The organism is Paenarthrobacter sp. NPDC090520 (assembly GCF_044769205.1).
GTDB lineage: Bacteria > Actinomycetota > Actinomycetes > Actinomycetales > Micrococcaceae > Arthrobacter.
This window is the reverse complement of the sequence record NZ_JBIVXM010000008.1, coordinates 154,628-179,970: the sequence shown is the minus strand read 5'-3', so window position 1 is coordinate 179,970 and position 25,343 is coordinate 154,628. Positions and strand designations below refer to the sequence as shown.

Sequence of the window (25,343 nt, the reverse complement as noted above, 5' to 3'; positions counted from 1 at the left end):
GACGCGGCAGGGCAACCCGCTCACCCTGGAGAACCATGAGCAGCAGTCAGAATCACACCAGCACCGTAAACCAGCGGCGCGTTGCCTTCGCAACGATCATCGGCACGACCGTCGAATGGTACGACTTCTTCATCTACGCCACCGCAGCCGGCCTTGTCTTCGCGAAGCTGTTCTTCGAGCCGGCCGGAGAATCCATCGGCCTGCTCCTGGCCTTCGCCTCAGTTGGCGTTAGCTTCCTCTTCCGTCCACTGGGGGCCTTCCTTGCAGGCCACTACGGCGACAAAATCGGCCGCAGGGCCATGCTGGTCCTGACCCTAATCATGATGGGTGCCGCGACGACCCTTATCGGCGTGCTGCCCACCTATGCCGCAGCCGGGGCAGCAGCGCCGGTTCTGCTGCTCCTACTGCGCATCCTCCAAGGCATCTCTGCCGGGGGTGAATGGGGAGGTGCGGTGCTCATGGCCGTCGAACACGCTCCCCGCGACCGGCGCGGCCGAGCCGGCGCTTTTCCCCAACTCGGCGTCCCCCTGGGCCTGCTGCTGGCCTCGGGTGTCACCGCCGTCATGACCGGATGGATCTCCCCCGGGGCCGCCTTCCTGGAATGGGGATGGCGGGTGCCTTTCCTGCTCAGCGTTGTGCTCATCGCAGTGGGTTACTTCGTGCGCCGTGCCGTAGATGAATCTCCCGTATTCCAGGAAATCGCGGCGGCCAAAAAGCAGCCCAAGGTTCCTGTCGTCGAGCTTTTCCGACGGCATGGACTGCTGGTTATCATCGCGGCGCTGATCTTCGCAGGCAACAACGCGGCCGGATACATGGCCACCGGAGGATTCATCCCCAGCTACGCCACCAGCAAGGCTGTTGGCTTGGAACGCACCGACGTGCTTGTCGCTGTAGCGTACGGCTCGGCGGTCTGGCTCCTCTTCACCTACCTGGCCGGCTACCTCGCCGACCGCATCGGGCGCAAAAACACCTACTTCATCGGGTTCGGAGCACAGCTGATCACCTGCCTCCCGCTCTTCTGGTTGATCAACACCGGCTCCCTCGCCATGCTCTACATCGCGCTGACCATCTTCACCTTGGGCCTGGGCCTGGCTTACGGACCACAAGCAGCCCTCTACTCCGAAATGTTCCCCGCCTCAGTACGCTTCTCCGGCGTCTCCATCTCCTACGCTCTGGGGGCGATCCTCGGCGGCGCCTTCGCTCCCACCATCGCCACCGCGCTGGTCCAGGCAACCGGCGGGACAGAGGCCGTATCCTTCTACCTCATCGGCATGACCCTAATCTCCATCCTGGCCACCGCCGTCGTCAAGGACCGGTCCGGCATCGACCTCTCCATCCGCAACCAGACCCAGCAGGAAACAGGAAGCACTATTTTTCATAAGGAGGCATCGACCAAACCTGAGACGACCGCTGCCTCATGGGGACACTAACCGGTCTCAAGACCGAAAAGCTGCGTCGCCGACTCTTGTTGCCCGGCACCCGGCCGCTGGACCACCTATGGTTGATATGGAGAAGAATGGCTGCGGTTGGCCAACCAGCATCGGGGCAGGATTCTTCGCCGTGCGAGCCACTGGGTGGTCAAGGTCTTAAATTAGAGAAGTTCCGGTTCCAAAGATCTCGAGCCGGAGTGGGACGGAACACCTGGCTGGGGTTGCAAAATGGTAGAAGACAACGCAGAAGCACGGCGTAACTATCTAGGACTGAACGCTGGGAGCGTTCCGAAAGACCTACCTAGCAGTTCCACGAGCTTCATTGGCCGTGATGCCGAGGTGGCAGCGGTTCTCGAGGCTATCGGGCGTCGAAGCCGACTCGTATCAATAGTCGGATACGGCGGGGTAGGGAAAACCAGGCTAGCCGTGGAGTCGGCCCGCGAGTATGCACGGCAGTTCGCCGATGATATCTACTTCGTGGATCTCTACTCTCAACCATCCTCGCAGGATCCTGCGGAGAAAATCGTCGCGGCGCTGAGCCTGCCTGGGGGGCAAGGACGTAGCGCACGGTCCGACCTCCTCAGCGCACTGCGTGATCGGGACTGCCTGCTCGTTCTCGACAATTGCGAACAGGATGCCAGACCCTTAACCTCCATCATCCGTGAAATCCTCGAAGGTGCACCGCGGACACGGATCCTCGTGACGAGCAGGGCGCCACTAACCATGACCAGCGAACTCACCTTCTCATTGAGCCCACTGGAGGTGCCCCCGGAAGACGCGATCGTTGATTCCGTTACGGTCCATCGATACGCGGCCGCGAAGCTCTTCATTGAACGCGCCTCGGCGTGCGCGCCTGGCTTCGCAGTGGACAACCACGAAGCTGAGGCCATCGGCCTGCTTTGCCGGCGGTTGGACGGGCTGCCCCTCAGTATTGAACTAGCCGCCGCGCGGGCACGAACAATGACGGCGAGGCATATACTCAGCCATCTCAGGGCCACAGGTCTATTTGACGTATTGGCCCAAGGAGATCCTTCGGCTCCCGACAGGCACCGGGGCCTTCATGAAGTCATCGCCTGGAGCCGGCAAATGTGCACGGACGTGGAACGATCCGTGTGGGATGCTATGTCCGTCTTCTCGGCACCAACTGGCATCGAGGCTGTCCGGGCTGTCGTGGGGCCCGACGTTTGCTCTCCGGCCTTGGAACTGGCCCTGGACGGGCTGGTGGGCAAAGCCGTCATCGGTGTCACCCGCGACGACAACGTATGGTTCAGGATGCCTTTGACCACCGCTGAGTTCGCCCGTGTCCTCCTGAACGGGTCCGAGCGTGCTGTCTTCCGCGAACGGCACCGGCGCCACTTCATCCAGGAAGCACAACAGCTGGAAGAAAAGTTCTGGGCCGGTGAACAGAGCGCAGTTGTCAAGCGGTTGCGTGTACAGTTCAGCGACTTTTCCGACGCTTGGGACGAATGCATCCGGCAGCAGGTTACTGTACCCGAAGCGGCTATGCTCGTAACCGGTCTCCGATATCTCTGGACAATGGGCGGGGCCATCGCCACGGGGCGCCGCTGGTTGAACACCACGCTGGAACGGCTTGTCAACGAGAGCAAAATACGGGCGGATTTGCTGTGGACCGCGGCGTGGATCGATGCCCTGTCAGGAGACCGAGAAAGTGCACAAAAACATCTGCAGGAATGCGCAAGCATCTGCGGTGGGAACTCGCGCGCACGGGCGTGGTGGGCCACGTGGTCAGGCACTGTTGCCCTTTTCGCAAGCGACCTAACGAGAGCAAAGGACCATTTTAGCGACGCCTTGGAACGGCATGACCGCCGGAACGATCCGGAAGGCCAACTCATGACCTTGTTCCAGGCCATCCTGGTGGCAGCGCTGCTGGGCGAGAGCGCCCACGCCAAGGATCTCATGACCAGGGCGCTCCAACGCAGTGCGGAAGTGGGAGACCTCTGGGGGCAGTCGTACGCGATCTGGGCCGGTAGTGTGGCCGCCCTTCAGGACCACGACCAAAAAACAGCTGCAGAACTGGCCATGGCCGGGTTGCGCCAGAAACAAATTCTGAGCGACCGGTTAGGTACCGCCCTGGTGGCTGCCGTGGCGAGGAACCTCATTGCCGATCCATCGCACCGCCGGGTTGCCGACGGCATCCTGGCACGTTTATGGGCAGAGGCAGGAGTTGCGCTCTCAGCTTTTGGGGAGCGTATTGAAGCCGTGGTCAAACCACTGAACCCTGCCGGTGAAGAAACTCCGGAATTCATCCAAGGCAATGAATTGACCCTTGATGAGGCTATTGACTACCTATGTATCTCGTTGGACGGGACGCATCCGACGTTCACGGATCCTCGCAAAAATGCGAAACTGACGTCTCGCGAGGCGGAGGTGGCTGAGCTTCTTGGTGAAGGTAAGTCAAACAAGGAAATCGCAGCGGAACTGGTGCTCTCACCGCGGACAGTTGAAAGCCACGTCGAAGGAGTCTTGCGGAAATTTGGCTTGCGTTCAAGGGCGCAGGTCGCAGCAGTCCTCGCACGCCAAACGCGAACAATTTCGAAACTTCCGTAGTTCTACGGGAGACGCCTCCACGCCGTCCTTGGGAACCTTGTTTGAGCCACACGGGCGATGTAACAAGGAGGTTACTCATGGTCAATGTCGGGATCATCGGAGCAGGACACTCGGGCCTGCAGCTGGGATTCGCTCTCCTGCAGGACGGCGACAAAGTCACGATCTACTCGGACAAGCGTCCAGAGGATTTTGCCGGTTCGAGACTGCCCTCAAGTAATTCAGTTTTTAGCCGCGGTCTGGATCGGGAACGCGAACTGGGACTCAATTTCTGGGAGGGACAAAAACCGCTCATCGACCACACCTTCGTGCGCATCGGTGATGGCAGCGGGGCAACCGTGGTGGCCTTCGACGGCCGGTTTGCCCGCCACGGCCAGGCTATTGATCAACGGCTAAAGTTCGCAACATGGCTCCAGGAATTTGAGAACCGCGGGGGCACCGTCGTTTACGGAGCTGTCGGGGCGGACGATCTCGAGGACATTGCCAGCGACCATGACCTCACTGTCATCGCTGCAGGCAAGGGGGACATTACTCGGTTGTTCGAGGTAGATGAGACGCGGCTTACCTATCGAGCCCCGCAGCGAAGGATCCTCATGTTATCGGTCCTCGACGCCGAGCACCCGTCTCCTGATGGGGTGTTGTATAACATTCTCCCGGGCGTAGGCGAAGCATTCGGAATCCCCATGCTGATGGCAAATGGGGTGGCATACACCTGGGTTCTGGAGGCCGTCCCCGGGGGGCCCATGGATCGCTTCTCCGGTATCGATTCCTCGGAGGCCGCCTTTGACACGGCCATGGGCATCTTCCGGGACTTCTTTCCGTGGGAAGTGGAGCGCCACGCCCAGGCCCGTATTGCCGATGCAAACGCCTGGCTGACGGGCGGAGTGCCTCCAATGGTTCGCAGGCCAGTGCTCACCCTCACCTCGGGGCGGCAGTTAATGGGCATCGCAGACGTCGTCGTGCTCAATGATCCCTGCACCGGTCAAGGAGCGAACAGCGCCAGCGAGGCTGCCGACATCATCCACCGCGCCATCAGGGAAAACAGCGACGGGACCTTTGACGCCGAGTGGATGGAGCAAACGTTCGAAAAGTTCTGGGCGTACGCCCAATGGCCGACTTTGTTCACCAACGCCCTCATGGGGCAGTGGCCGGAGCACGCAGTGCAACTGCTCGGGGCAGCAGCCGAGTTGGAAGAGATCGGTCATCGATTCTCCGGCGCATTCAACGATCCAAGGGACCTGCCCAATTTCTTCTTCGATCCCGAGAGCGCCCGACGCTTTACTGAATCAGCTGTGCACCGAGCGAAATCTCGCACCGCCATGACCGCTCAATTCGCAAATTCGCTGACTTAGCCGGAGGCCACCATGAAATCACTATTTGTGCTCTACGGTGCGCCAAAGGATCCAACGGCATTCAGCAGCTACTACAAGAACACACACCTTCCGCTGACCCGAGATCTGCCGGAGATGCTCTCCTCCGAATTCGCACTCGAACTGCACTCCCCGGGCGGGGCGCCAAGCGAAACCTTTGCGTACTTCAGGGCAGACTTCGACGACGCCGATGCCCTGGGCGCGGCCCTTGCCTCACCCCAAGGGACAGCCGTGGCACAGGACGTGGCCAATTACGCGACCGGCGGTGCCGTCGTTTTGGTCGGCGAAACAGCAAAATTCGATCGAGCCTCTGCGGCGGTCGAGGCCTACCTGGCTGCCTGGAACGCCCACGACATCGACGCTATCCTTTCCTTCTTTGCTGTTGGCGGCCGCTACAGCGATCCGGTAACCAACACAGCGATAGGCGGGGACGAGCTCCGGGTGCACTTGTCTGCCCTGTTCAGCGCGATCCCTGACTTACATCTCGAACCGGTCACAGTGCAAAGCAACGGCCGCACTGGAGTTGCGTTCTGGGAAGCGACCGGCGGCGCAGGAGCGCTCCGCTTTTTCGGATCCGACATACTTCAGTTCGACGCGATGGGCCTGATTGATTGGACGATCGCCCTCTACGACCAAGAAAACCTCAAATCCCAGCTTCAGTCAGTCTCCAAAGAAGAGTCGCGATAAACCCCAACAGCGAAAGGAATAAGTCATGACAACCGTCGTCCCTGTAACAGACATACTTGCCGAAATCAGGGGAGTCAGCCCCACAGAGCACCCCGGATCCATTCCCATCCCCGACGCTGCGACCCGTGAGACGATTGCCTGGATTACCCCCGCCAAATCGGGCGACGCACGCGAGGCCGTCGCCGCAGCCGCACTGGCCCAGCGGGCGTGGGAAGCTGCGGGGGCAGGGCATCGGAACGCGATCATCCTCAAAATAGCGGACGCCATCGAAGCCGAAAGCGAACGCCTTGCCGTGTTGCTCTCCCGGGAGACCGGAAAGCCACTCAACGGCCCAAACGCCCGATTTGAAATCGGTGCAGCGACAGCCTGGCTTCGCGCGACAGCCGCGCTGGAACTTAAGGATGAGCTCCTATTCGAGGACGGAGGCAAGGCGGCATACCTGAAGTACGACGCGCTTGGTGTAGTTGCTGCCATCACCCCCTGGAACTGGCCTGTGATGATTGCGGTCTGGCAGATAGCGCCGGCTTTGAAGGCTGGCAATGCTGTCGTAATTAAACCCTCGGAGTACACCCCCCTGAGCGTTGCTGCGTTGGTTTCGGTGATGAACCGGTTCCTGCCCCGCGACGTGCTGACCGCCGTCGCGGGTGGTCCGGAGCTCGGAGCTGAACTGGCCACCGATCCAGGTCTAGCCAAAATTATGTTCACAGGTTCGACGGCCACGGGCCGACGGATCGTGGAGGCATCGGCAGGAAATCTCGCACGTATGACACTTGAACTCGGAGGCAACGACCCTGCCATCGTTCTCCCCGACGTGGATCCTGAGCAAATCGCAGAAGTCCTGTTCTGGGGCGCCTTTGTCAATACCGGTCAAACATGCGCAGCCATCAAACGGCTGTACGTGCATGAGCGTATCTACGACGAAGTGGTCGAACGATTGGCCTCCATCGCCTCAACAACGCCCATGGGGCCAGGCCTTGAAGAAAATAACGTTCTGGGACCACTTCAGAACCATCGCCAATTCGACATCGTCGCGAATTTGGTGAGGGACGCCCGTGAACGGGGGGCGCGGATCGCCGCCGGAGGCCACCCGGCTCCCGACCTTGGTCCACTCTTCTTCGAACCGACCATCGTCGCAGACGTCACGGACGACATGTCCCTCGTCAAGGAGGAGCAATTCGGCCCTGTACTCCCGGTCATCAAGTACGCCGATCTCAACCACGCCATCGAACTGGCCAACGCACTCCCGCAGGGGCTGGCAGCATCCGTATGGAGCGCCGATCTCGACGCAGCCAAAGCCGTGGCGAACCGGCTCGAAGCCGGGACAGTGTGGATTAACCAGCACGCAGCTCCCCACCCTCTCGTACCTTTCGGCGGTATCAAGGGATCCGGGTACGGCCTCGAATTCGGCATCGACGGACTTAAGGCCGTATCGCGGCCGAAAGTCATCAGTTACTGAACGGCGATAGGCAGGAAATGACGCGAGCATGACCTTGCCTGGATCCGCCACAACCCACCATTCATCAGGACGCACTCATGACTCTTCAACCGGCATTCAAGCCCGACTCCCGGCTTTACAGGCCTCCCACTCATCTGTTCCGCGGCTCCCTGAGCAGGTTCGCCACCGGCGTCGCCATCATCACGTTCCACACTGAGGGCACAGGCGAGGGTCAACGCCATGGCATCACCGTCAACTCATTCACATCAGTCTCCATGGACCCCCCACTCGTCCTAGTCTCGCTCCAACGTACCGTTAGATCGCACGATCTGATCGGCTCACGCCCGTACACCATCAATATTCTGGGAGCAGAACAGCAGGCTCTGGCCTTGCAGTTCGCTGGCCGCCCGTCCTTGGAGCCAACCTGGATCGAAGGTGAACGCGCCCCACGCCTCGCTGGCGTCCTGAGCTGGTTCGAATGCACGCCTTGGGCGAGCTATGACGGCGGCGACCACACGCTGTTCATTGGTGAAGTGCAGGACTTCGGCTACCGCAACGGTGACGCGCTCGGTTTCGTCAACGGCCAATTCACCTCGATCCTCGAGACCGTCCGCGGCCTCGAGTCACTTTTCTAGGAACGGAATCACATGCCAGCGCGAACAGGCAAAGATTATATCGATAGGCTCAACCAGACCACTCCGGCGGTCTATATAGATGGCGAGAGGATCGGTGGCCCTATCGCAGACCACCCCTCATTCCGGGGCATTACCCGCACCTACGGGCGTCTATACGATATGCAGCACGAAACGGCTATCCGGGAAACCCTAACCTTCGCATCCCCATCCACTGGAGACGCAGTTCCGGTCTCCTTTTTGGCGCCAAGGTCACGAGAGGAACTGGTTCGTCGGCGTAAGGGCATGGAACTCCAAGCGAGAATGTCGCATGGCTTTCTTGGTCGGACCGGGGATTACATGAACTCGTGTCTGACTGCCCTCGAAGCAGCAGAGGCTTTCTTCAGCAAGGCTGACCCCATTTTCGGTGAGCGCCTTAAGAAATATGTCGAATACATGCGGGAGAACGACTTACTTGCCGCGCACTCTCTGATCCCACCCCAGGTGAATAGGGCAGTACCAGCAGCCCAACAAGGCGACGGTCGTCTTGCCGCACGCGTAGTCGATGAACGTGAGGATGGAATCATCGTCCGCGGAGCCCGCATGCTGGCCACCATCGCACCCATTGCCGATGAGTTACTCGTCTTCCCATCCACGGTCCTGCGAAACACCCCAGAAGATGCAGCCTACTCTTTTGCCTTCGCCATCCCCTGCGATACGCCCGGTCTCAAGTTCTACTGCCGGGCGCCCTTGTCTTACGGGCGGAGCCATTTCGATGAACCGCTCGCTTCACAGTTTGACGAGCCCGACGGCGTGGTCGTTTTTGACGATGTGTTCGTGCCTAACGACCGCATCTTTCTTTTGGGCGATCCGCAGCTGTGTAACACCTTCTACACCGCCACAGGGGCCGGGCAGCTGATGACCCATCAAGTAGCCATTCGAACGCTCGTAAAAACGGAATTCTACCTAGGGCTGGCGGCAAGTGTTGCCGACTCTATCGGTATAGGGGGCTTCCAGCATGTCCAACAAGACTTGGCCGAGCTCATCACCTACGTCGAGATTCAAAAGGCACTGATTCACGCCGCCGAGGCCAAAGGCGATGTCAGCGATGACGGGATATTCCTTCCGGAATGGAATGCGCTGAACGCGGCACGAAACTGGTTTCCCACGCAGGTGGCGCCACGATTGAGTGAGCTTGTCCGCAAGCTTTCGGCATCCGGTCTCATGGCTCTGCCGTCAGAAGCCGACTTCGCTGGAGATGGCAGCGGGCACCTAGAGACCTACCTCCAGTCCTCAACGCTCGATGCAAAATCACGCGCACAGCTCATGAAAGTTGCCCTAGACGCCTCGGTCTCAGGATTTGCCGGTCGCCAAGGCCTCTACGAATATTTCTTCTTCGGTGACCCCGTCCGCCTGGCTGAGGCCCTCGTATCGGCCTACGACCTAGGCCCGGCCCGAGAAAATTTTCAAAAAAGTCTCACCATCCCTCAAGAGAATTAGTCCCGTCGGGCACCCGCTGGATCCATTCACTTGACTACATTCGTTTGCGTTATAGAACATCGAACTCGAGAACGAATGACCTTCCGCTTTACGGCCAAGACAGCAGTTGTGCCGTTCAGCAGCTTTCGTCGGCCAGTGCACGGAACATCTCGAATCGCACCGGTTAGCCGGTCCGCGGTGGCCGGCAACCAGTGTCGGGGATCCTGTCGGTAGGCGCATACCGCACGTCAAAGCCGAACTGACCTTGGACTTGGCAGAGGGACGTTGTCCGCTGGAGCTCGACCGGGCCATCGTCGAATCGCTTGTTGGTATTGACGCCGCTCATGCATCAGAAGCGGTACAGCCTATCTGGGTTGTCGACGAGGATGCGTTTGCGGTCCTGCAGTTTGGGGACCCAGGTTGCGAACATGTCGAGCATGGCGGCGTCGTCGGGCATGGGGACTTCACCTCTGGATGCTGTGGGGTGGGGCCAGTCGCTGCCCCAGAGCATGCGTTCGGGAGCGTACCGGGCGAAGGCGGTTCCGATGGCTGCCCGGTCTGTGTAGGCAGGCGGTCCGTCGTGGGATTCGTGATAGACGCCGGAGAGTTTCACCCAGGTTTTGCCTTGGTCGATGAGCCGCGTGATCGCTTCGTAGCTGGGATGGGTTGTTCCTGCCGTGCCGGGTAACCTGCCCATGTGATCGATAACGAGGTCGGTGGGCAGGTCGCTGAGGTTGTAGAGGTTTTCGAGAATTCCTTCGGCAGTCATGTGGATCTGCACGTGCCAGCCGAGGGGTGCGATTCGCGTGGCAAGGGGTCGGATGAGCTCGGCTCCGGCTCCGCCGGGTCGGGTGAGGTTGAAGCGGATACCTCTGATGCCTGCTTGGTCCAGGTCCTTCAGTTGGGCAGTTGTGAAGCTTTCGTCGATGACGGCGACACCTCGTGCACTGCGGAGGCCGAGCTGGTCGATGGCGTCCAATGTGCACCGATTGTCAGTGCCGTAGTTTGACAGGGTTACCACGACCGTCCGTTTGGTTCCGATGCGTTGTTGCAGGCGGCGGTAGTCGGCCACGGTCGCTTGGGGAGGGGTGCAGATCGAGGGAACGGGGAGGGGAACCTCTCTGCGTCGTAGATGTGCTTGTGGCTTTCCGTGGCCTGTCCGGGAACCCTGTAGCGTGCCGCCCTGTTCCTGCCGAGAAGGGTGCTTCCAGGGCCTCGCTTGCTTGGGCGGTGGCGGGGCCGAGAGTTGCGAGAGCGGCGCCGGTGACGAGGCCCTTGACGATGGTGCGCCTAGGGATGGACCATCCCGTCGCGGCTGGTTCGGGGTTTCTGGGCGCGCGCTGAATCTTGGCTCTCCTTTGAGTTGTTGATCCGTAGGGGACGTTGCTTTTCCGTGATCGCCACGGGCAGGTGCGTACGCCCGGGGTTTGTCCTGTGAACGCTTGGTTCACACCTCACGGGATGAGTTGGCGTGCCAACCTGCTTTGACGGCGATGACCGGGCAGTCTGCTTCGAGGAGGATTCTCTGGGCGGTGCTTCCCATGATGAGCTTGCCGAAGGGGGTGCGTCTGCGCATGCCGATGATGATCAGGTCTGCATTGTGGGTTTGTGCTGCGTCCAGCACTTCATCGGTGGCGTCCCGTCCACGGACCGGCTGCAGTACCAGGTGTTCGATTCCCTCCGCGGCAAGTCGTTCCTCGACGTTCTCGACGTCTTCGGGACTTGCGTAGTTTCGGTCAACAAGAGCTGTGCCGCGGGAAGAGTTGATCACTACGAGAAGGCTGTTGGTCTTCTTGGCCTGCGCCATGGCGTAGTCCAGAGCTGCGGCACCTTCCTGGGTGGGGACGTATCCGGCGACGATGGTCATGATGCTCCTGGGGGTGAAGGCTTTGATGGTCTAGGGACGTGACAAAGCAAGGGATGTCAGGGGGCATCCGGCCCCTGACATCCCCTGCTGGATTAGTGGCTGGTGCGGTAGAGCACCAGAGGATCGGTCTTTAGACGAAGCGTCCGTCTGCCGGTGCCCGCCTCAACCAGCCACAGGATGGACCCATCCTCTGTTTTGGCGTCGACCCGGGCATGGGTGAGCGGTTCCGAATCGGCGACGACATCAACCCACGAGTCCACGGCCAGCTCTCCCCAATCCCGGACAACCCGGCCGGTTGGCAGCAGAATGGCCGCGACTCCTTCGCATGTGTTTGTCAGCACGATCAGAATCCCAGGTAGGTGTGTTGGGTGTGTTTGACCTGTGGTGGTGCGGCGAAGTGTGGTCCGGCGAGTTCGCGCCATTGCTGGAATTGGGCGGATTCGCGGAACCCCACGATGTGGTGTTCGAGGGTTTCCCACTGCACGATGAGGGTGTATTCGTTGGGGGTTTCGATGGTCCGCTCGATGCGCATGCTCAACGCCCCGGGCGCCTTCTGGAAGAAAGGCGCTGCTTGGGCTGCTGCTGTTTCGAAGTCTGCTTCGGAACCGGGTTTGATGGTGAGGGTCGCGTATTCGGTGATCACGCGGTGGCTCCTTCCGTAGCGGGTGGCTGGGTGGCTTGTTCTTCGTCGATGCGGTTGCGGTCGGTGGTGCCGGCCATGGTGCGGGTCGCGTCGATCGAGGCGTAGGTCCAGAAAATCTTCATCTCTTCGGTCTCGGAGGCGTTCCGGAACCGGTGGATGATGTTGCCGGGCACGAACGTGGTGTCGTAGGTGTCCAGGTAGTGTTCGGTGCCGTCGATGTCCACGTAGGCGGTGCCTTCGATGACCATCACCGATTCGACGCAGTTGTGGGAGTGGTGCCCGATCGCAGCTCCCGGGGCGAAGGTGGTGATGCCGTTCAGGAACGAGGTCGCACCGAGGTGGGAGCCGACCAGGGGCACGGTGGAGGCACCGTTGCCGCGGTCTTTGCGGGGCAGGTCCTTGGGGCGGAGGATCACCGCGTCCAGGGAGGAAATGGAGGTGGGGATTCGGGTCATGGTGGGGTTCCTTAGTTGGCTGGGCCGGTCCAGAAGGTCTTCATGTTGGTGAATTCGCGGATGCCGTAGGAGCCGAGCTCGCGGCCGTACCCGGATTTCTTGATCCCGCCGAAGGGCAGGCGTGGGTCGGAGGCGACCATGCCGTTGATGAACACGGCACCGGCGTCAATTCTGGGCAGCAGCTCAGCCGTGGCGGTGGCGGTGTCACCGGTCCAGAGGGCGGCGCCGAGGCCGTACTCGGACTGGTTGGCCAGGGTGATGGCTTCCTCGGTCGAGTTCACGCGGATGATCGCGGCGACGGGACCGAAGGTTTCCTCATCGAACGCGGCCTGGCCAGGGGCGACGTGGTCGATGATGGTGGGTTCGTAGAAGAACCCGGGCCCGTCCACGATCTTCCCGCCCAGAACCAGTTGGCCGCCGGCGGCGAGGGTGCGGGTGACCTGGTCGTGCAGTTCCGTGCGGAGGTTCTCCCGGGCCATCGGGCCGATGGTCGTGGCGGGGTCGGTCGGGTCCCCGACGATGAGGGCCTGGGTGTTGGCGGTGAACGCGGCCACGAACTCATCGGCGATGTCTTCGTGGACGATGAAGCGTTTGGCGTTCACGCAGGACTGTCCGTTGTTGGTGAACCGGGCCTTCACCGCGGTCTTCGCTGCGGCCTGAACGTCGGCGTCCGCCAGGACAATGAACGGGTCCGAACCACCCAGCTCCAAGACCTGCTTCTTCAACGCAGACCCTGCCTGGGACGCCACAATGGAACCGACCTGCGTGGACCCGGTCAACGTGACGGCGGCGATCCGGTCATCGGCGATCAGGCCCGCCACCTGGCTGGATTCGATCAGGACGGTGGCGAACAACCCGGCAGGCAGGCCCGCCCGGTCCATGACGTCCTGCACCGCCAGCGCGGCCTGGGGAACGTTGTTGGCGTGCTTCAGAATGGCCCCGTTGCCGGCGGCGACGGCCGGGAGTACGAAGCGGAAGAACTGCCAGAACGGGTAGTTCCACGGCATGATCGCCAACACCACGCCCAGGGGATCAAACACCACACCGGACGACGCAGCAGAAGACGCAATGGACTCCGGCGCCAGATGGGCGGGTGCGGTTTTGGCGTAGTAATCGGCCGTGACCGCGCACTTCTCGATTTCGGCCTCGGCCTCGGCCACGGGCTTGCCCATTTCCAGGGTGATCAGGGCAGCGTACTGGGCCTTGTTCTCACGGAGTACCTTCGCGGTGTTCCGCAACACCTGGACACGGTCTTCCACCGGGACCAGGCGCCACTGCTTCTGCGCCGCGACAGCAGCATCCAGAACAGCATCAACCTGCTCCGGGGTATGGGCATCAAAAGACCGGACGTGTTCACCCGTTGCTGGGTTGATAGTCGAAATCATGGTTGTTCCTTCGAACGAGAATGGTGGTGGTTAGGCGGTTGCTTGGGCGACGCGTTCGCGGGGAAGGGTTGCGATGACTTCATCCGCGAATTCGCGGGTGCCGAGAGAGCCGCCGATGTCGCCGGTGCGGGTGAGCGGGTTCGCGAGAACGGTCTCGACTGCGATTTCGATGTCGGCTGCTGCCGCGATGAGGGCAGGGTTGTTGTCGCGACGGCCGCGCCAGTCCAGGAGCATGGCGGCGGAGAGAATCAAGGAGGTGGGGTTGGCGATGCCCTGGTTGGCGATGTCCGGGGCGGAGCCGTGCTGGGCCTGTGCCACGCCGATGTTGTGGCCTGCGTTGAGCGAGCCTCCGAGGCCGAGGCTTCCGGAGAGTTCGGAGGCTTCGTCGGAGAGGATGTCACCGAACATGTTGGTGGTGACGATGACGTCGAACTCGTGGGGCTTGCGGATCAACAGTGCTGCGGCCGCGTCGACGATCAGTTCTTCGAGCTGGACGTCGGGGAACTCGGCGGCGACCTTGCGGACTTCACGGAGGAACAGCCCGTCGGAGAGCTTGACGACGTTGGCCTTGTGGACCGCGGTGACCTTCTTGTTGCGGCCCTGTGCGATTTCGAAAGCGGCACGGGCGACTCGTTCGGACGCCTTGGCTGTGACTTTCCGGACGCTGAGTGCCATGTTTTCGTCCGGCATGAATTCGCCGGTTCCAGCGAACATGTTGCGGTCAGAGTAGAAGCCTTCGGTGTTTTCGCGAACGATGACCAGGTCCATGGGGGTGCGCAGGATGCTCAGGCCGTCGCGGGAGCGGCAGGGACGGACGTTGGCGAACAGTTCGAACTGGACGCGGAGCTCGGCCGAGGGGTTGAAGCCGCCTTCCTGCTTGGACGGGTAGTCGTAGTGCGAGACGGGGCCGAGGATGACGCCGTCCACCTGCGGGATGCGTTCCATGACGGCGTCCGGGAGGGTGGTGCCCTGCTCGGCCAAGCTCTTGAGGCCGATGTCTTTCTGCTCGAATTCAAGTCCAAGGCTATGGATCTGGTCCACGGTCTTGAGGACGTCCAGGGTGGTTTCCGTGATCTCGGGGCCGATGCCGTCGCCGGGGAGTACGAGGATTTTCATGATGGTGCCTTTCGCGAAGTTTCAGGGGGTATGGAGAGAGTTACTTGATGATGCTGATGAGGATGAGTGCGCCGGCTACGGTGAGGCCACCGCCGATGCGGGTAGCGATCTGGGCGAAGGGCATCAGGCGCATGCGGTTGCTGGCGGTGAGGATGGCGATGTCGCCTGCTCCGCCCATGCCGCTGTGCGTGCTGGCGACGATGGCCGATTCCACGGGGTGCAGCTTGACCCAGCGGGCTGCGAGGAACCCGCCGCCGACCATCGCGGTCACCGTGGTGACGATGGTGATCAGGTTGGCCGGGGCGAACCCTGCCACGAGGCTCTGCCACGGGGTCAGGATCAGGCTGAAGGTGAACAGGATGGGGAAGGCGACCGCGGTGAGGGCGAATTTGTAGACGACCTTGGAGCCGGCCTGGATGCGGGGCGAGACGCCGTGGGCGAGGGCCAGGAGCACTGCAGCGAAGAGCATGACCACCGGTGCGGGCCAGTCGAAGAGTTCGAAGGCGAGGACGCCGAGGAGGTAGAGGGAGACGGCGGTGATACCGGCCGCAGCGATGGCCTTCAGGTCCAGTCCGGCGGGCTTTTCTTCTTCTTTTTCGTCCAGCATGTCGGTTCCGCCGGGCTGGAGCTGGCCGTTGCCGGTCAGGTGGGGGAACTTCTTGCCGATCAGGGACAGGATGCCTGCGAGGAGGACCGCGGTCAGGTTGCCGACCATGATCGGTGGCAGGACCCGGGCCAGCGCTTCGCCCTGGTCCATTCCCAGGATCGAGGAGTAGCCGATGGTCAGCGGGATCGCACCCTCACCGACGCCGCCGGCCATGATGGGAACGACGGTGAAGAAGAACGTGTCGTGCAGTCCCAAACCGAGCAGGGTGCCCATGGCGGTGCCGCACACGATGGCAAGGACACTGCCTGCCAGCAGAGGGACAAAAATCTTCAGGAAGCCCTTGATCAGGATCCGGCGGTCCATGCTGAGGATCGAGCCGACGATGACGGCGGCGATGAAAAGGTTCAGGACCTTGCTGGAGGAGAAGAAGTCACCGACGGCTTTCTTCATCGGCTCGGGAACGAGGCCGAGGTAGCCCAACAGGGACGGGACAAAGGTCACCAGGATCGCAGCGCCGCCGATCTGCCTGACCAAAGGCAGCCTGTTGCCGATTTCACCGAGGGTAAAGGCGAACACTGCGGAGATCGCAATGACCATGGCCAGTTCACCGGTGACACCCTTGGTGGCCGTAAAGGCGATCAGAAGGATGATCAGGAGAAGATACACCGGCAAGGGAATGATGCCGACATCGGTGTCCATGAGCTTCCACCAGAAGGCGCGCCCCTTGGGAATGACGCCTCCCTTGGTTGCCGCTGGTTGGGATGCGGTGTTGGTTTTTGGAGTAGACATCGTCGTCCTCGGAAAGAGTTGTTGGGAAGGGTTTAGAAGTCGAAGAGCCTGGTGGGGTTGTCCACGAGGATTTGCCGGGCCGCACCGGCGGTCTGGAGCCAGGCGAGGAAATTGCTGGTTTCCGTGACATCGTCGATGTCTCGGAAGGGCTCGACGACGGCGGTTCCCCGGCGTTTGCGGTCGGCGCCGCCACCGGTATGGGGCCAGTCGGACGCCCAGACCAGGCGTTCGGCCCGGGCGTCGAACAGTGTTTGCACGATGCCGGGGATGGCCGGCGATGCGGCCCCTTCCGCAGCTACGCGGTAGGGTGCCGAGAGCTTGACCCATACGTGGGGCAGGGACAGCAATTCTTTGACCTGTTCGAGGCCGTGGACTTTGCCGTCGTCGGAGACTTTGACACCGCCGAAGTGGTCCAGGATGACCGGTACCCGCGAGCCGGCGATGATGTCGGCCGCGTTGGCCAGTGACGTGGCGCTGCAGAACAACTCAACCGCCAGGCCAAGGGGTTCGGCCCGTTCCATGAGAGTCCCGAGCGGACCGCGGATGTCAGCCTTGCCGCCGTCGGGGTTTGACTTGACGTTCAACCGCAACCCCCGCACGCCAGCGGCGTGGAGGACGGCCAGTTCGCCGTCGGATGTTTCAGGCCCCACGACGGCCACTCCCCTGGAGCGCTCGGCCCCATGGAGCTTCAGGGCCGCCAACAGTGCGGAGTTGTCCGTGCCATAGACACTGGGCTGCACGAAGACGAATCGCTCCAGTCCGAGGGAGTCTCCGTGGGCCTGCACGTCTTCAAGGCTCGCTTCCGCGGGAGTGTAGTCACGGTCCTCCGCATAGGCGAACCACGTGGGGTCGAAGACGTGTACGTGGGTGTCGATAGACCCTTCAGGTACTACGCGATGGATCACATCTGACATTGGAAACTCCCTCACTGCGGTGTGTTGCCCGTCATTGACAAACACCACAAGCGTAAGACCGCTAATGGTTTTTTGCAAGCATAAAAAACCATTAGCCGGTTTTTGATGGGATAAAATACCAGAAAGGAGCTGTGACGCGCAGCGACCGCTACGGTTGGTTGTGTATTCAGCGCAGTGAACGGAGTCATGGGTGACAGTGAGTGCCACGGGAAGTACCGAGTTGACTTCCATGATCGAAGCCGAGATCCGCACATACTTGCGGGATGAGGCCCCTGCCCTGGGTCAGCGGATCACCGAACGCTTCCTCGCCGACCGCTTGCGGGTCTCCCGCTCCCCGGTGCGCAAGGCACTGCAGGAACTCCTGCGCGAGGGAACCCTGTCCCGCACCGACGGTGGCGGATATATCGTAGCTAGAACCGGTTCCGACGTGGCGCAGGGCCAGACCGAGGACACCACAAGCGATGACAGTGCCTACATGCGCATTGCTGCCGACAGGCTCAACGAGGCAATCCCTGAGCGGATCACAGAAAACGCGCTCATGCGGCGCTACGATCTAACCCGCGGCCAGGTCAGCCAGTTGCTACTGCGGATCTCTGCTGAAGGCTGGATCTCGCCACTGCCCGGCTATGGGTGGGAGTTCCTCCCCGTTCTGACCTCCGTGAAATCCTACCGGGACAGCTACCACTTCCGACTCGTCGTCGAACCTGCCGCCATCCTGGAAGACACCTTCATCCTGGACCGGGAGGGCATTAGGGAACGCATGGCCGAGCAGCAGGATCTGGTCAACGGAAGGATCTTCACCGTCACCGGATCGGAACTATTCGATCTGAATACCCGCTTCCACGAAACCGTGGCCCAATGCAGCAACAATGACTTCTTCATCGAAAGCCTGGCTCGCATCAACAGGCTGCGCCGACTGATCGAATACCGGCAAGCACTCGTCCCGGAACGGGCGGTCCTGCGGTGCGCCGAGCACGTTGAGTTGGCCCGACTCCTGCTCGCGGGCGAACTGCAGGCCGCCTCGGACCACTTGCGCCGGCATCTCTCCACCGTCGGTAGCGAAAAATCCCGCTAGCTGCGAAGCCGCATACCGACTCGCCGGTCACCACAAGCTGATTTCGTGCGCCAGAGGCCGTGGTTGTTTGTGGAACTAAAATACCGTGTTTTGGTTTTTTAGCTTGTAAAAAACCATCTTCGTTGTCATGCTTGTTGCGCACGTCACTCGACGCACCCAACGAAAGCGGATGAATCAATGAAGATCAGTTCCCTCCGGCGCGGTCGGCTGGTGGCAGCCGCAGCCGCTGCCCTCGCCGCAACGGTATCCATCACAGCCTGCGGCCCCGCCGCGACCAACCCGAATGCTGCCTCCAACAGCTCGGTAGCAAAGGAGATCACTATCGATGCCCCGTCGGGGCCGGGCAGCGGTTACGACCAGACAGCCCGCGCTCTGGAGAAGGCATTGAAAGGCGAAAAGCTCAGCAACAAGATCGAGGTACGGAACACCCAGGGTGCCGGCGGTACTGTCGCCTTGTCCCAATTCGTCCAGAAGTCCGGGACCAAAGACCTGATGCTCGGCGGCCTTTCCTTGGTCGGAGCGACCATCACCAACTCCGCTCCCAACAAGCTCACCGACCTCACCCCGGTGTCCCGGCTCATCGGCGAATACGAGGTAATCGTTGTGCCCGCCGATTCGCCCTACAAGACTCTGAAGGAATTTCTGACCGCTCTCAAAGCCAACCCCGGAGCCAACCCGATTGCCATCGGCAACCAGGGCGGCGTCGACCACATCTGGGGCGGCACCCTCGTCAAGGACGCAGGAGTCAAGCCGGCTGACGTCAATTTCGTGACCTTTTCCGGTGGCGGTGAGGCCCTCGTTGCCCTGTTGGGCAACAAGGTTGCCGCGGGAATCGCCGGTTACAACGAATTCGGCGACCAAGTCGATGCCGGCAAATTGCGGATCCTCGCGGTGTCCTCGGACAAGCCGATCGATGTTGCTCCGAATGCTCCCACCATCACGGACGCTGGCTACCCCGACGCCGTCCTCGTGAACTGGCGCGGCATCTTCGCCCCGCCTGGTGTCAGCGACGCCGACCGCAAAGCCCTGTCCGATGTCTTCGCAAAACTCGTCGAGACCGAGACCTGGAAAGAAACCGTAAAGACCAACGGCTGGTCCGACGAGTACCTGGACAGCGACAAGTTCAAGGCCGACCTGGAATCCCAGCAAGCCAAGACCCACGACATCCTGACCACGCTGGGACTGGCATGATCACCAGCATCAAAAGCAAGGGTGAGCTCGTCTTCGCCGGGCTCACCCTCGCGCTCGGCATCTTCATCCTCGTGGGAACCACCTTCATCAACGAACCCCTTGCCGCCAGCAATGTCGGCCCAAGGTTCTTCCCCTACATCATCGGCGCGCTGCTGACCGCAGCTTCAGCATTCGTGATTGTGGACGTACTACGCGGCAACAGTGCAGCACCAGAAGACGGCGAACTCGTCGACCCATCGCTGCCCATGAACAAGAAGCGCGTAGCTTTGCTCCTCACCTCCATCCTGGCGTTCGCTGTCCTCCTCGAACCCGCCGGCTACGTCATAGCTTGTGCCGTCTCGTTCTTCGGCATCGCCGTAACGCTCGGTGCCCGGCTCGGCTGGCGGGTCGCCGTCGCTTCCGTCGCCTTGTCCTTCGCCATCTACCTCCTGTTCACACGACCCCTGGGCATCTACCTACCGCCGGGCGTGCTGGCAGGCATCCTCTAAGGAAGTTCTCCATGGAAGGAATCAACGGGCTCATCCAGGGATTCGCGGTCGCCGCGACACCGGAAAACCTGCTCTTCGCCCTGCTCGGCGTCATCGCCGGAACCTTCGTCGGCGTCCTGCCTGGCATCGGCCCGGCACTGACCATCGCCCTGCTCCTGCCGGTCACCTACAACATGCCACCATCTGCCGCGTTCATCCTGTTCGCCGGCATCTACTACGGAGCCATGTACGGCGGCTCCACAACATCAATCCTGCTCAACGCCCCCGGCGAGTCCGGCTCAATGATGACCGCCATCGAAGGAAACAAGATGGCACGGGCCGGCCGGGCGGCCGCAGCCCTGGCAACCGCAGCCATCGGCTCCTTCGTCGCCGGCACCATCGCAACCCTTGCCCTCGCGTTCTGCGCACCCTACGTCGTCGACATCGCCATCGGACTTGGCCCCTCCGATTACCTCGCCCTCATGGTCGTAGCCTTCATGACCGTCGGTGCCCTGCTCGGATCATCGGCATCCCGCGGCTTCGTCAGCGTTGCCATTGGCCTGGTCATCGGCATCATCGGCCTCGATGCTCAAAGCGGCTCCGCCCGATTCACTTTCGGCGTACCGCTGCTCCTCGACGGCATCGACACCGTAGTCCTCATCGTGGCTCTTTTCGCCATGGGAGAGGCCATCTACCTCGCGGCCAAAATGCGGCCCGGCAAACCCAAACTCCTGGACCTCAAAAACAAGTCCGGGAAGTCCATGACGGGGATGAGCAGGCAGGACTGGAAGCGGTCATGGCCCGCCTGGCTCCGCGGAACAGCGATCGGCTGGCCACTCGGTGCCATCCCCGTCGGCGGCTCCGAAATCCCCACCTTCCTGTCCTACGCATTGGAAAAGAAGCTCAGCAAGCACCCGCAGGAATTCGGCAAGGGCGCCATTGAAGGCGTCGCCGGACCCGAAGCAACCAACAACGCCAACGCCGCCGGCTCACTCATGCCACTGCTCACCCTAGGGCTCCCGACGTCGGCAACAGCCGCCGTCATTCTCGTCGCCTTCCAGCAGTACGGCCTCCAACCCGGCCCGCTGCTGCTGGAAAAGGAACCACAACTGGTGTGGGGACTGGTCGCGGCCCTGCTGATCGGCAACGTCATGCTGCTGCTCCTCAACCTTCCGCTGGTCGGGCTGTGGGCCAAGGTGCTACTCATTCCCACGCCGTATCTGTACGCAGGAATCTCCACCTTCGCCCTCCTCGGCGCCTACAGCATCAACGGATCCGTCTTCGATGTCTTCATCATGCTGATCATCGGCGTCCTCGGATACTTCCTCCGCCAATACGGGTTCCCCGTAGCACCACTGATCATCGGAGCGATCCTCGGCCCCCTGGCAGAAACGCAACTCCGCAGGGCCATGTCCATCGCAGACGGCGATTTCGGTGCGCTGGTTTCCACGCCATTCTCCATCGCAGCCTATGTAGTGGTGATCCTCGTGGCTATCGTGCCGCAGGTTATGAAGCGCTGGGAACGCCGGACGGCTAAGGACGTCGGTGTGCTCCCGGAATTCGAACACGCCGCCGCATCGGGACCTGAAAAGCACTAGCACTAACGACTACCACAACGGTGACGGCTGAGGGCTTTCTCAGCCGTCACCGTTTTTAGATTCTGCATTCCCGTCATCAGAATGACTGAATCAGTAGCTCCGCTTCCTGAACTCTCAGTGACACGACCGCCGAAGTCAGGTGTAGGGAAGCGAGGATTCACCGAATGAAGTCTGACAAGTTTTCGTTAGGCTGTGCACAATGGCGCGGCACGTCCGTTAGAAGGCATTACGCGTGGGCCTGGAGGTCGGCACCAAAGTCACAATCGGATGCGAGGTGCAATACCCCGCCATTGACATCGGGTTACCCGAGTGAAGCCGTGGAGGCGGATGGAGATTGGACAGTCAACTTTGGGCGCGGGAGCATACTTCTTATGCCCCGCACTCAAAGCGGTGAGTCTGTACTCTCCCGCGCTGTCCGTATCGTGGAATCTTTCGCCGCTGGCGACACTGGCCTAACGGTCACCGAAATTGCTAAACGATCTGGCCTGCATATTGCAACGGCATCACGTTTGGTTGAGGAATTGTGCGGTCTCGGCTGGCTACAACGCGATGCGAAGCGGAGGGTGATGATCGGCGTGCGGATGTGGGAAGTTGTCTCGCGCGCCTCACCGACACAGGGCCTTCGCGAGGCGGCCATGCCAATGATGGAGGACCTGCACGGCATCATCGGCCAGCACATCCAGCTCGGCGTCATGGAAGGCGACGACGTCCTGTTCGTGGAACGTTTGACAGCACCTGGGGCGGTCGTCAATTTCACCCGTGTTGCAGGGCGACTGCCGTTGCATGCTTCGTCCGCTGGCCTGCTCCTGCTGGCTTACGCTCCGACCGAACAGCAGGAACAGATTCTTTCAAAGCCTTTGGAGGTCTACACGGCGCAGACCATCTCCACTGCGTTCCAGCTGCGACGGGCCTTGGCCGACGTTCGCCAACAAGGCTTTGCCTTCTTGGCTGGGCACATCCACCCGGATGCCACAGGTATAGCCGTGCCTGTGCGCAATCCAACGGGGCGGGTCGTGGCTGCCTTGGCGGCGATAGTACCAAATGATGATTCTGCCCGCTCGCGCATCGCAGTTCTTCAAGCGGCCGCGGCCGCGGTTTCCCGGTCCATGGCCTACCCAACTGCACCCCACCTGACAGACTTCTGAGCCCGTTCTCGATCTTTCATCTCAATCATTGAGAATCATGTAGTGACCTGCGCTACGTTGACGCCAGTCTAAGAATGAACAACGTGAGCAAAGGAGCCAAGATGTTCATCGGAAGCAACCATGCAGCAGATGCGGCGCAGCTGAAGCTGGTAGTCGGCGCGAAAATCAAAGCCGCCGATGGCGTCGTAGCTTTGACTTTGAACCACCCAGGAGGCCGCAGACTGCCGGACTGGACTCCGGGAGCGCACATAGACGTTGTCCTACCTACTGGGACGAGCCGGCAATACTCACTCTGCGGCGACCGGTGGGATCCCTATAGTTACCGCATTGCTGTGCTTCACGAAGATCATGGGCGCGGCGGGTCGGCATACATCCATCACGATCTAACAGAGGGGGCCGTCCTTGGCTTGGGTGGACCGCGCAACAACTTTCCACTGGCTCCATCCGAAGAGTATTTGTTCATCGCCGGCGGCATTGGTATCACTCCCCTGCTTCCTATGATCCGGCAGGCGGACCTGATGGGAGCAGACTGGAAACTGCTCTACCTTGGCAGGTCCCGGAGGACCATGGCGTTTCTTGACGAACTAGCTGGCTACGGTGAACGCGTGGTAGTCGTCGCTAAAGACGAATCGGGACGCTGCGATCTGCTGGAGCAGCTCGCCGGGCCGAAAGAGGAAACCAAGGTCTACGTATGTGGCCCCCGGTCGCTGCTCACCGCGGTCGAAGAGCACTGCAGGAACTGGCCCGTGGGACTGTTGCGCGTAGAACATTTCGCAGCCAAGCAACAAGGGGCCCCGGCCCGGGGAACAGCCTTCGAGGTTCAACTTGCCCGTTCAGGACTGTCGGTGACCGTGACCCCTGACCAGACCATCCTGGACGCAGTCCAGAAAGCAGGAGTCAATATCCTCACGTCATGCAGGGAAGGTACGTGCGGAACATGCGAGGTAACCGTACTGGGCGGGGACCCCGATCACCGAGACTCCATCCTCGACGAAGCAGAACGGGCCTCCGGCCGCTGCATGTTTCCCTGTGTCTCACGTTCTCGCAGCGACCATCTCATGATCGACCTCTAAACGCTTTCTGACAAAGGACCAGCTATGAATTCAACGCTTTCTACTTTAGATCTGCCCGTCAGTGACGCGGACCCCTTCAGCTACGAGGTCCTGGAGGACCCGCTTCCCTTTCAGGCCGATCTGCGGGACGCCGGACCAGTGGTGTTTTTGAACAAGTACCAGGTCTACGCCATGGGCCGCTACCAGGAGGTCCAATCAGCCCTGATTGACTGGCAAACCTTCCAGTCCGCCGCAGGGGTCGGATTAAGCAACTTTCGGTACGAGAAGCCATGGCGGCCGCCGAGTCTTCTCCTGGAGGCGGATCCGCCACATCACGACGCGCCTCGATCGGTGCTTACAAAGATTCTGGGTCCACGCGAAATCGGCCGTCTGGCTGAGTCCTGGGCAGAAGATGCGGCACAACTCGTTGACGAATTGCTGGCGAAAGGAGAGCAGTTCGACGCTGTCAAAGACCTGGCCGCAGTCTTCCCACTCCGCGTGTTCCCGGACGCCGTGGGCATTCCAAAAGCCGGCCGCAAAGATCTCCTGCCATACGGTGACCATGTCTTCAACGCTTTTGGGCCACCGAACGAGCTCGTCGCCAAAGGAGCGTCCCGAGTAGGTGAACTGTCGGCCTCGATTGCTGCGAACTGTGCCAGACACGTGCTTACTTCCGACGGCTTCGGTGCACGTATCTGGGCGGCGGCGGACAAGGGCGATATCACAGAGGCCCAAGCTCCTCTGATCGTCAGGTCCCTGCTGACCGCCGGGGTGGACACGACCGTCAACGGCCTGGCCGCCGTTCTTTACGCCTTCGCCACCAATCCGCGCCAGTGGGATCGTCTCCGGCAGAACCCGTCTCTTGCCCGTATCGCTTTCGATGAAGCTGTGCGTCTCGAATCACCCGTTCAAACGTTTTTCCGCACCGCCACCCGTGACATTGAGGTCGGTGGAAGTCTCATACCCGAAGGCAGGAAAATCCTCATGTTCCTCGGGTCCGCCAACCGCGACCCCCGCCGCTGGGAGCAACCGGACGCGTTCGATCTCGATCGTGATCCTTCAGGCCACGTCGGCTTCGGGTTTGGCATCCACCAATGCGTGGGCCAACACATTGCGCGCCTCGAAGCTGCAACAGTGCTGACCGCATTGGCCGACCGAGTTTCCTCAATCAAAGTATCCGGACCAACCCAGCGACACCACAACAACACCCTGCGCTCCTGGGAATCGCTGCCTGTGGAGGTTAAATTGGCCTGAATCGCGGTTAGGGGAAGGTAATCTCTACCGGGGCTGATCGCCATATGGTCAATCCCCTTGGCAGGGCTCCGCTGATTTGAAACCGTACAGTTCCCGTGTCAGCGCTGGAGGATCCTCTTCAGCGTGGCTCACGGACTTCAGCAGCTGGTCGTCGGGTGCGGGCGATGCCCGGCCAGGTAACGCAGGTCGGCATCGAGCCCGCGAGGAG

Annotated in this window: 23 protein-coding genes and 1 pseudogene; 15 read left to right on the top strand and 9 right to left on the bottom strand. The window is 61.1% G+C overall.

Annotated elements, in window-relative coordinates:
• Positions 1-35: 35 nt before the first annotated feature.
• From ACIQTZ_RS12365 to hpaB, 8 genes and pseudogenes are all read left to right on the top strand, one after another.
• Positions 36-1,430 carry an MFS transporter gene (locus tag ACIQTZ_RS12365; RefSeq protein WP_402981004.1) on the top strand — a complete coding sequence of 465 codons (1,395 nt, stop codon included), beginning with the start codon at positions 36-38 and terminating at the stop codon, positions 1,428-1,430.
• Between the two features lie 228 nt (positions 1,431-1,658).
• Positions 1,659-2,132 (top strand): annotated as a pseudogene (locus tag ACIQTZ_RS12360) (AAA family ATPase); the annotation flags it as partial.
• A gap of 21 nt (positions 2,133-2,153) precedes the next feature.
• Positions 2,154-3,998: a LuxR C-terminal-related transcriptional regulator gene (locus ACIQTZ_RS12355; RefSeq protein ID WP_402981132.1), complete on the top strand. Its 1,845-nt coding sequence runs from the start codon at positions 2,154-2,156 to the stop codon at positions 3,996-3,998.
• A 77-nt stretch (positions 3,999-4,075) separates the two neighbouring features.
• Positions 4,076-5,347 carry a styrene monooxygenase/indole monooxygenase family protein gene (locus tag ACIQTZ_RS12350; protein ID WP_402981002.1) on the top strand — a complete coding sequence of 424 codons (1,272 nt, stop codon included), beginning with the start codon at positions 4,076-4,078 and terminating at the stop codon, positions 5,345-5,347.
• 12 nt (positions 5,348-5,359) lie between these two features.
• Positions 5,360-6,052: an EthD family reductase gene (locus tag ACIQTZ_RS12345; protein ID WP_402980999.1), complete on the top strand. Its 693-nt coding sequence runs from the start codon at positions 5,360-5,362 to the stop codon at positions 6,050-6,052.
• 25 nt (positions 6,053-6,077) lie between these two features.
• The gene (locus tag ACIQTZ_RS12340; protein WP_402980996.1) at positions 6,078-7,508 is read left to right on the top strand and encodes an aldehyde dehydrogenase family protein; all 1,431 of its coding nucleotides are present in this window, start codon (positions 6,078-6,080) and stop codon (positions 7,506-7,508) included.
• Between the two features lie 77 nt (positions 7,509-7,585).
• Positions 7,586-8,122 (top strand): flavin reductase family protein, encoded by a 537-nt coding sequence (locus ACIQTZ_RS12335; RefSeq protein ID WP_402980993.1) that lies wholly within the window; start codon positions 7,586-7,588, stop codon positions 8,120-8,122.
• A gap of 12 nt (positions 8,123-8,134) precedes the next feature.
• Entirely contained in the window at positions 8,135-9,598 is a 1,464-nt protein-coding gene (gene hpaB / locus ACIQTZ_RS12330) for a 4-hydroxyphenylacetate 3-monooxygenase, oxygenase component (RefSeq protein WP_402980990.1), read from the top strand.
• 328 nt (positions 9,599-9,926) lie between these two features.
• Here the strand turns inward: hpaB and ACIQTZ_RS12325 are convergent, their stop codons facing one another.
• The 9 genes from ACIQTZ_RS12325 to ACIQTZ_RS12285 form a co-directional block, all read right to left on the bottom strand.
• Positions 9,927-10,673 (bottom strand): amidohydrolase family protein, encoded by a 747-nt coding sequence (locus tag ACIQTZ_RS12325; RefSeq protein WP_402981129.1) that lies wholly within the window; start codon positions 10,671-10,673, stop codon positions 9,927-9,929.
• Positions 10,674-11,024: 351 nt separating this feature from the next.
• A complete protein-coding gene (locus tag ACIQTZ_RS12320; RefSeq protein WP_402980987.1) occupies positions 11,025-11,444 on the bottom strand; it encodes a universal stress protein in 420 nt (139 codons plus the stop codon).
• A 92-nt stretch (positions 11,445-11,536) separates the two neighbouring features.
• Positions 11,537-11,785: a hypothetical protein gene (locus ACIQTZ_RS12315; RefSeq protein WP_402980984.1), complete on the bottom strand. Its 249-nt coding sequence runs from the start codon at positions 11,783-11,785 to the stop codon at positions 11,537-11,539.
• 2 nt (positions 11,786-11,787) lie between these two features.
• Positions 11,788-12,087 (bottom strand): antibiotic biosynthesis monooxygenase family protein, encoded by a 300-nt coding sequence (locus ACIQTZ_RS12310; protein WP_402980982.1) that lies wholly within the window; start codon positions 12,085-12,087, stop codon positions 11,788-11,790.
• Positions 12,084-12,542 (bottom strand): cupin domain-containing protein, encoded by a 459-nt coding sequence (locus ACIQTZ_RS12305; protein WP_402980979.1) that lies wholly within the window; start codon positions 12,540-12,542, stop codon positions 12,084-12,086. The genes ACIQTZ_RS12310 and ACIQTZ_RS12305 overlap by 4 nt, the downstream gene beginning before the upstream one ends.
• An 11-nt stretch (positions 12,543-12,553) precedes the next feature.
• The gene (locus ACIQTZ_RS12300) at positions 12,554-13,927 is read right to left on the bottom strand and encodes an NAD-dependent succinate-semialdehyde dehydrogenase (protein ID WP_402980976.1); all 1,374 of its coding nucleotides are present in this window, start codon (positions 13,925-13,927) and stop codon (positions 12,554-12,556) included.
• 30 nt (positions 13,928-13,957) lie between these two features.
• The gene (locus ACIQTZ_RS12295; protein ID WP_402980973.1) at positions 13,958-15,043 is read right to left on the bottom strand and encodes an isocitrate/isopropylmalate dehydrogenase family protein; all 1,086 of its coding nucleotides are present in this window, start codon (positions 15,041-15,043) and stop codon (positions 13,958-13,960) included.
• A 40-nt stretch (positions 15,044-15,083) separates the two neighbouring features.
• Positions 15,084-16,439 carry a 2-hydroxycarboxylate transporter family protein gene (locus ACIQTZ_RS12290; RefSeq protein ID WP_402980970.1) on the bottom strand — a complete coding sequence of 452 codons (1,356 nt, stop codon included), beginning with the start codon at positions 16,437-16,439 and terminating at the stop codon, positions 15,084-15,086.
• Between the two features lie 32 nt (positions 16,440-16,471).
• On the bottom strand, positions 16,472-17,353 hold the full coding sequence (locus ACIQTZ_RS12285) for an amidohydrolase family protein (protein ID WP_402980967.1): 882 nt from the start codon (positions 17,351-17,353) through the stop codon (positions 16,472-16,474).
• A 190-nt stretch (positions 17,354-17,543) separates the two neighbouring features.
• On the opposite strand from ACIQTZ_RS12285, the gene ACIQTZ_RS12280 reads away from it, so the two are divergent.
• The 7 genes from ACIQTZ_RS12280 to ACIQTZ_RS12250 all read left to right on the top strand — a co-directional run bounded on the left by ACIQTZ_RS12280 (position 17,544) and on the right by ACIQTZ_RS12250 (position 25,135).
• Positions 17,544-18,428, top strand: a complete 885-nt coding sequence (locus ACIQTZ_RS12280; RefSeq protein WP_402980964.1) for a GntR family transcriptional regulator — start codon at positions 17,544-17,546, stop codon at positions 18,426-18,428.
• 177 nt (positions 18,429-18,605) lie between these two features.
• Complete coding sequence (locus tag ACIQTZ_RS12275) at positions 18,606-19,619, top strand: Bug family tripartite tricarboxylate transporter substrate binding protein (RefSeq protein WP_402980962.1); 1,014 nt, start codon at positions 18,606-18,608, stop codon at positions 19,617-19,619.
• Positions 19,616-20,107, top strand: a complete 492-nt coding sequence (locus ACIQTZ_RS12270; RefSeq protein WP_402980959.1) for a tripartite tricarboxylate transporter TctB family protein — start codon at positions 19,616-19,618, stop codon at positions 20,105-20,107. Before ACIQTZ_RS12275 ends, ACIQTZ_RS12270 begins: the two co-directional genes overlap by 4 nt.
• 11 nt (positions 20,108-20,118) lie before the next feature.
• Positions 20,119-21,684 (top strand): tripartite tricarboxylate transporter permease, encoded by a 1,566-nt coding sequence (locus tag ACIQTZ_RS12265; protein WP_402980957.1) that lies wholly within the window; start codon positions 20,119-20,121, stop codon positions 21,682-21,684.
• Between the two features lie 164 nt (positions 21,685-21,848).
• Entirely contained in the window at positions 21,849-22,829 is a 981-nt protein-coding gene (locus ACIQTZ_RS12260; protein ID WP_402980954.1) for an IclR family transcriptional regulator, read from the top strand.
• 74 nt (positions 22,830-22,903) lie between these two features.
• Entirely contained in the window at positions 22,904-23,902 is a 999-nt protein-coding gene (locus tag ACIQTZ_RS12255) for a PDR/VanB family oxidoreductase (protein ID WP_402980951.1), read from the top strand.
• Positions 23,903-23,926: 24 nt separating this feature from the next.
• A complete protein-coding gene (locus tag ACIQTZ_RS12250) occupies positions 23,927-25,135 on the top strand; it encodes a cytochrome P450 (protein ID WP_402980947.1) in 1,209 nt (402 codons plus the stop codon).
• Positions 25,136-25,343: the final 208 nt, after the last annotated feature.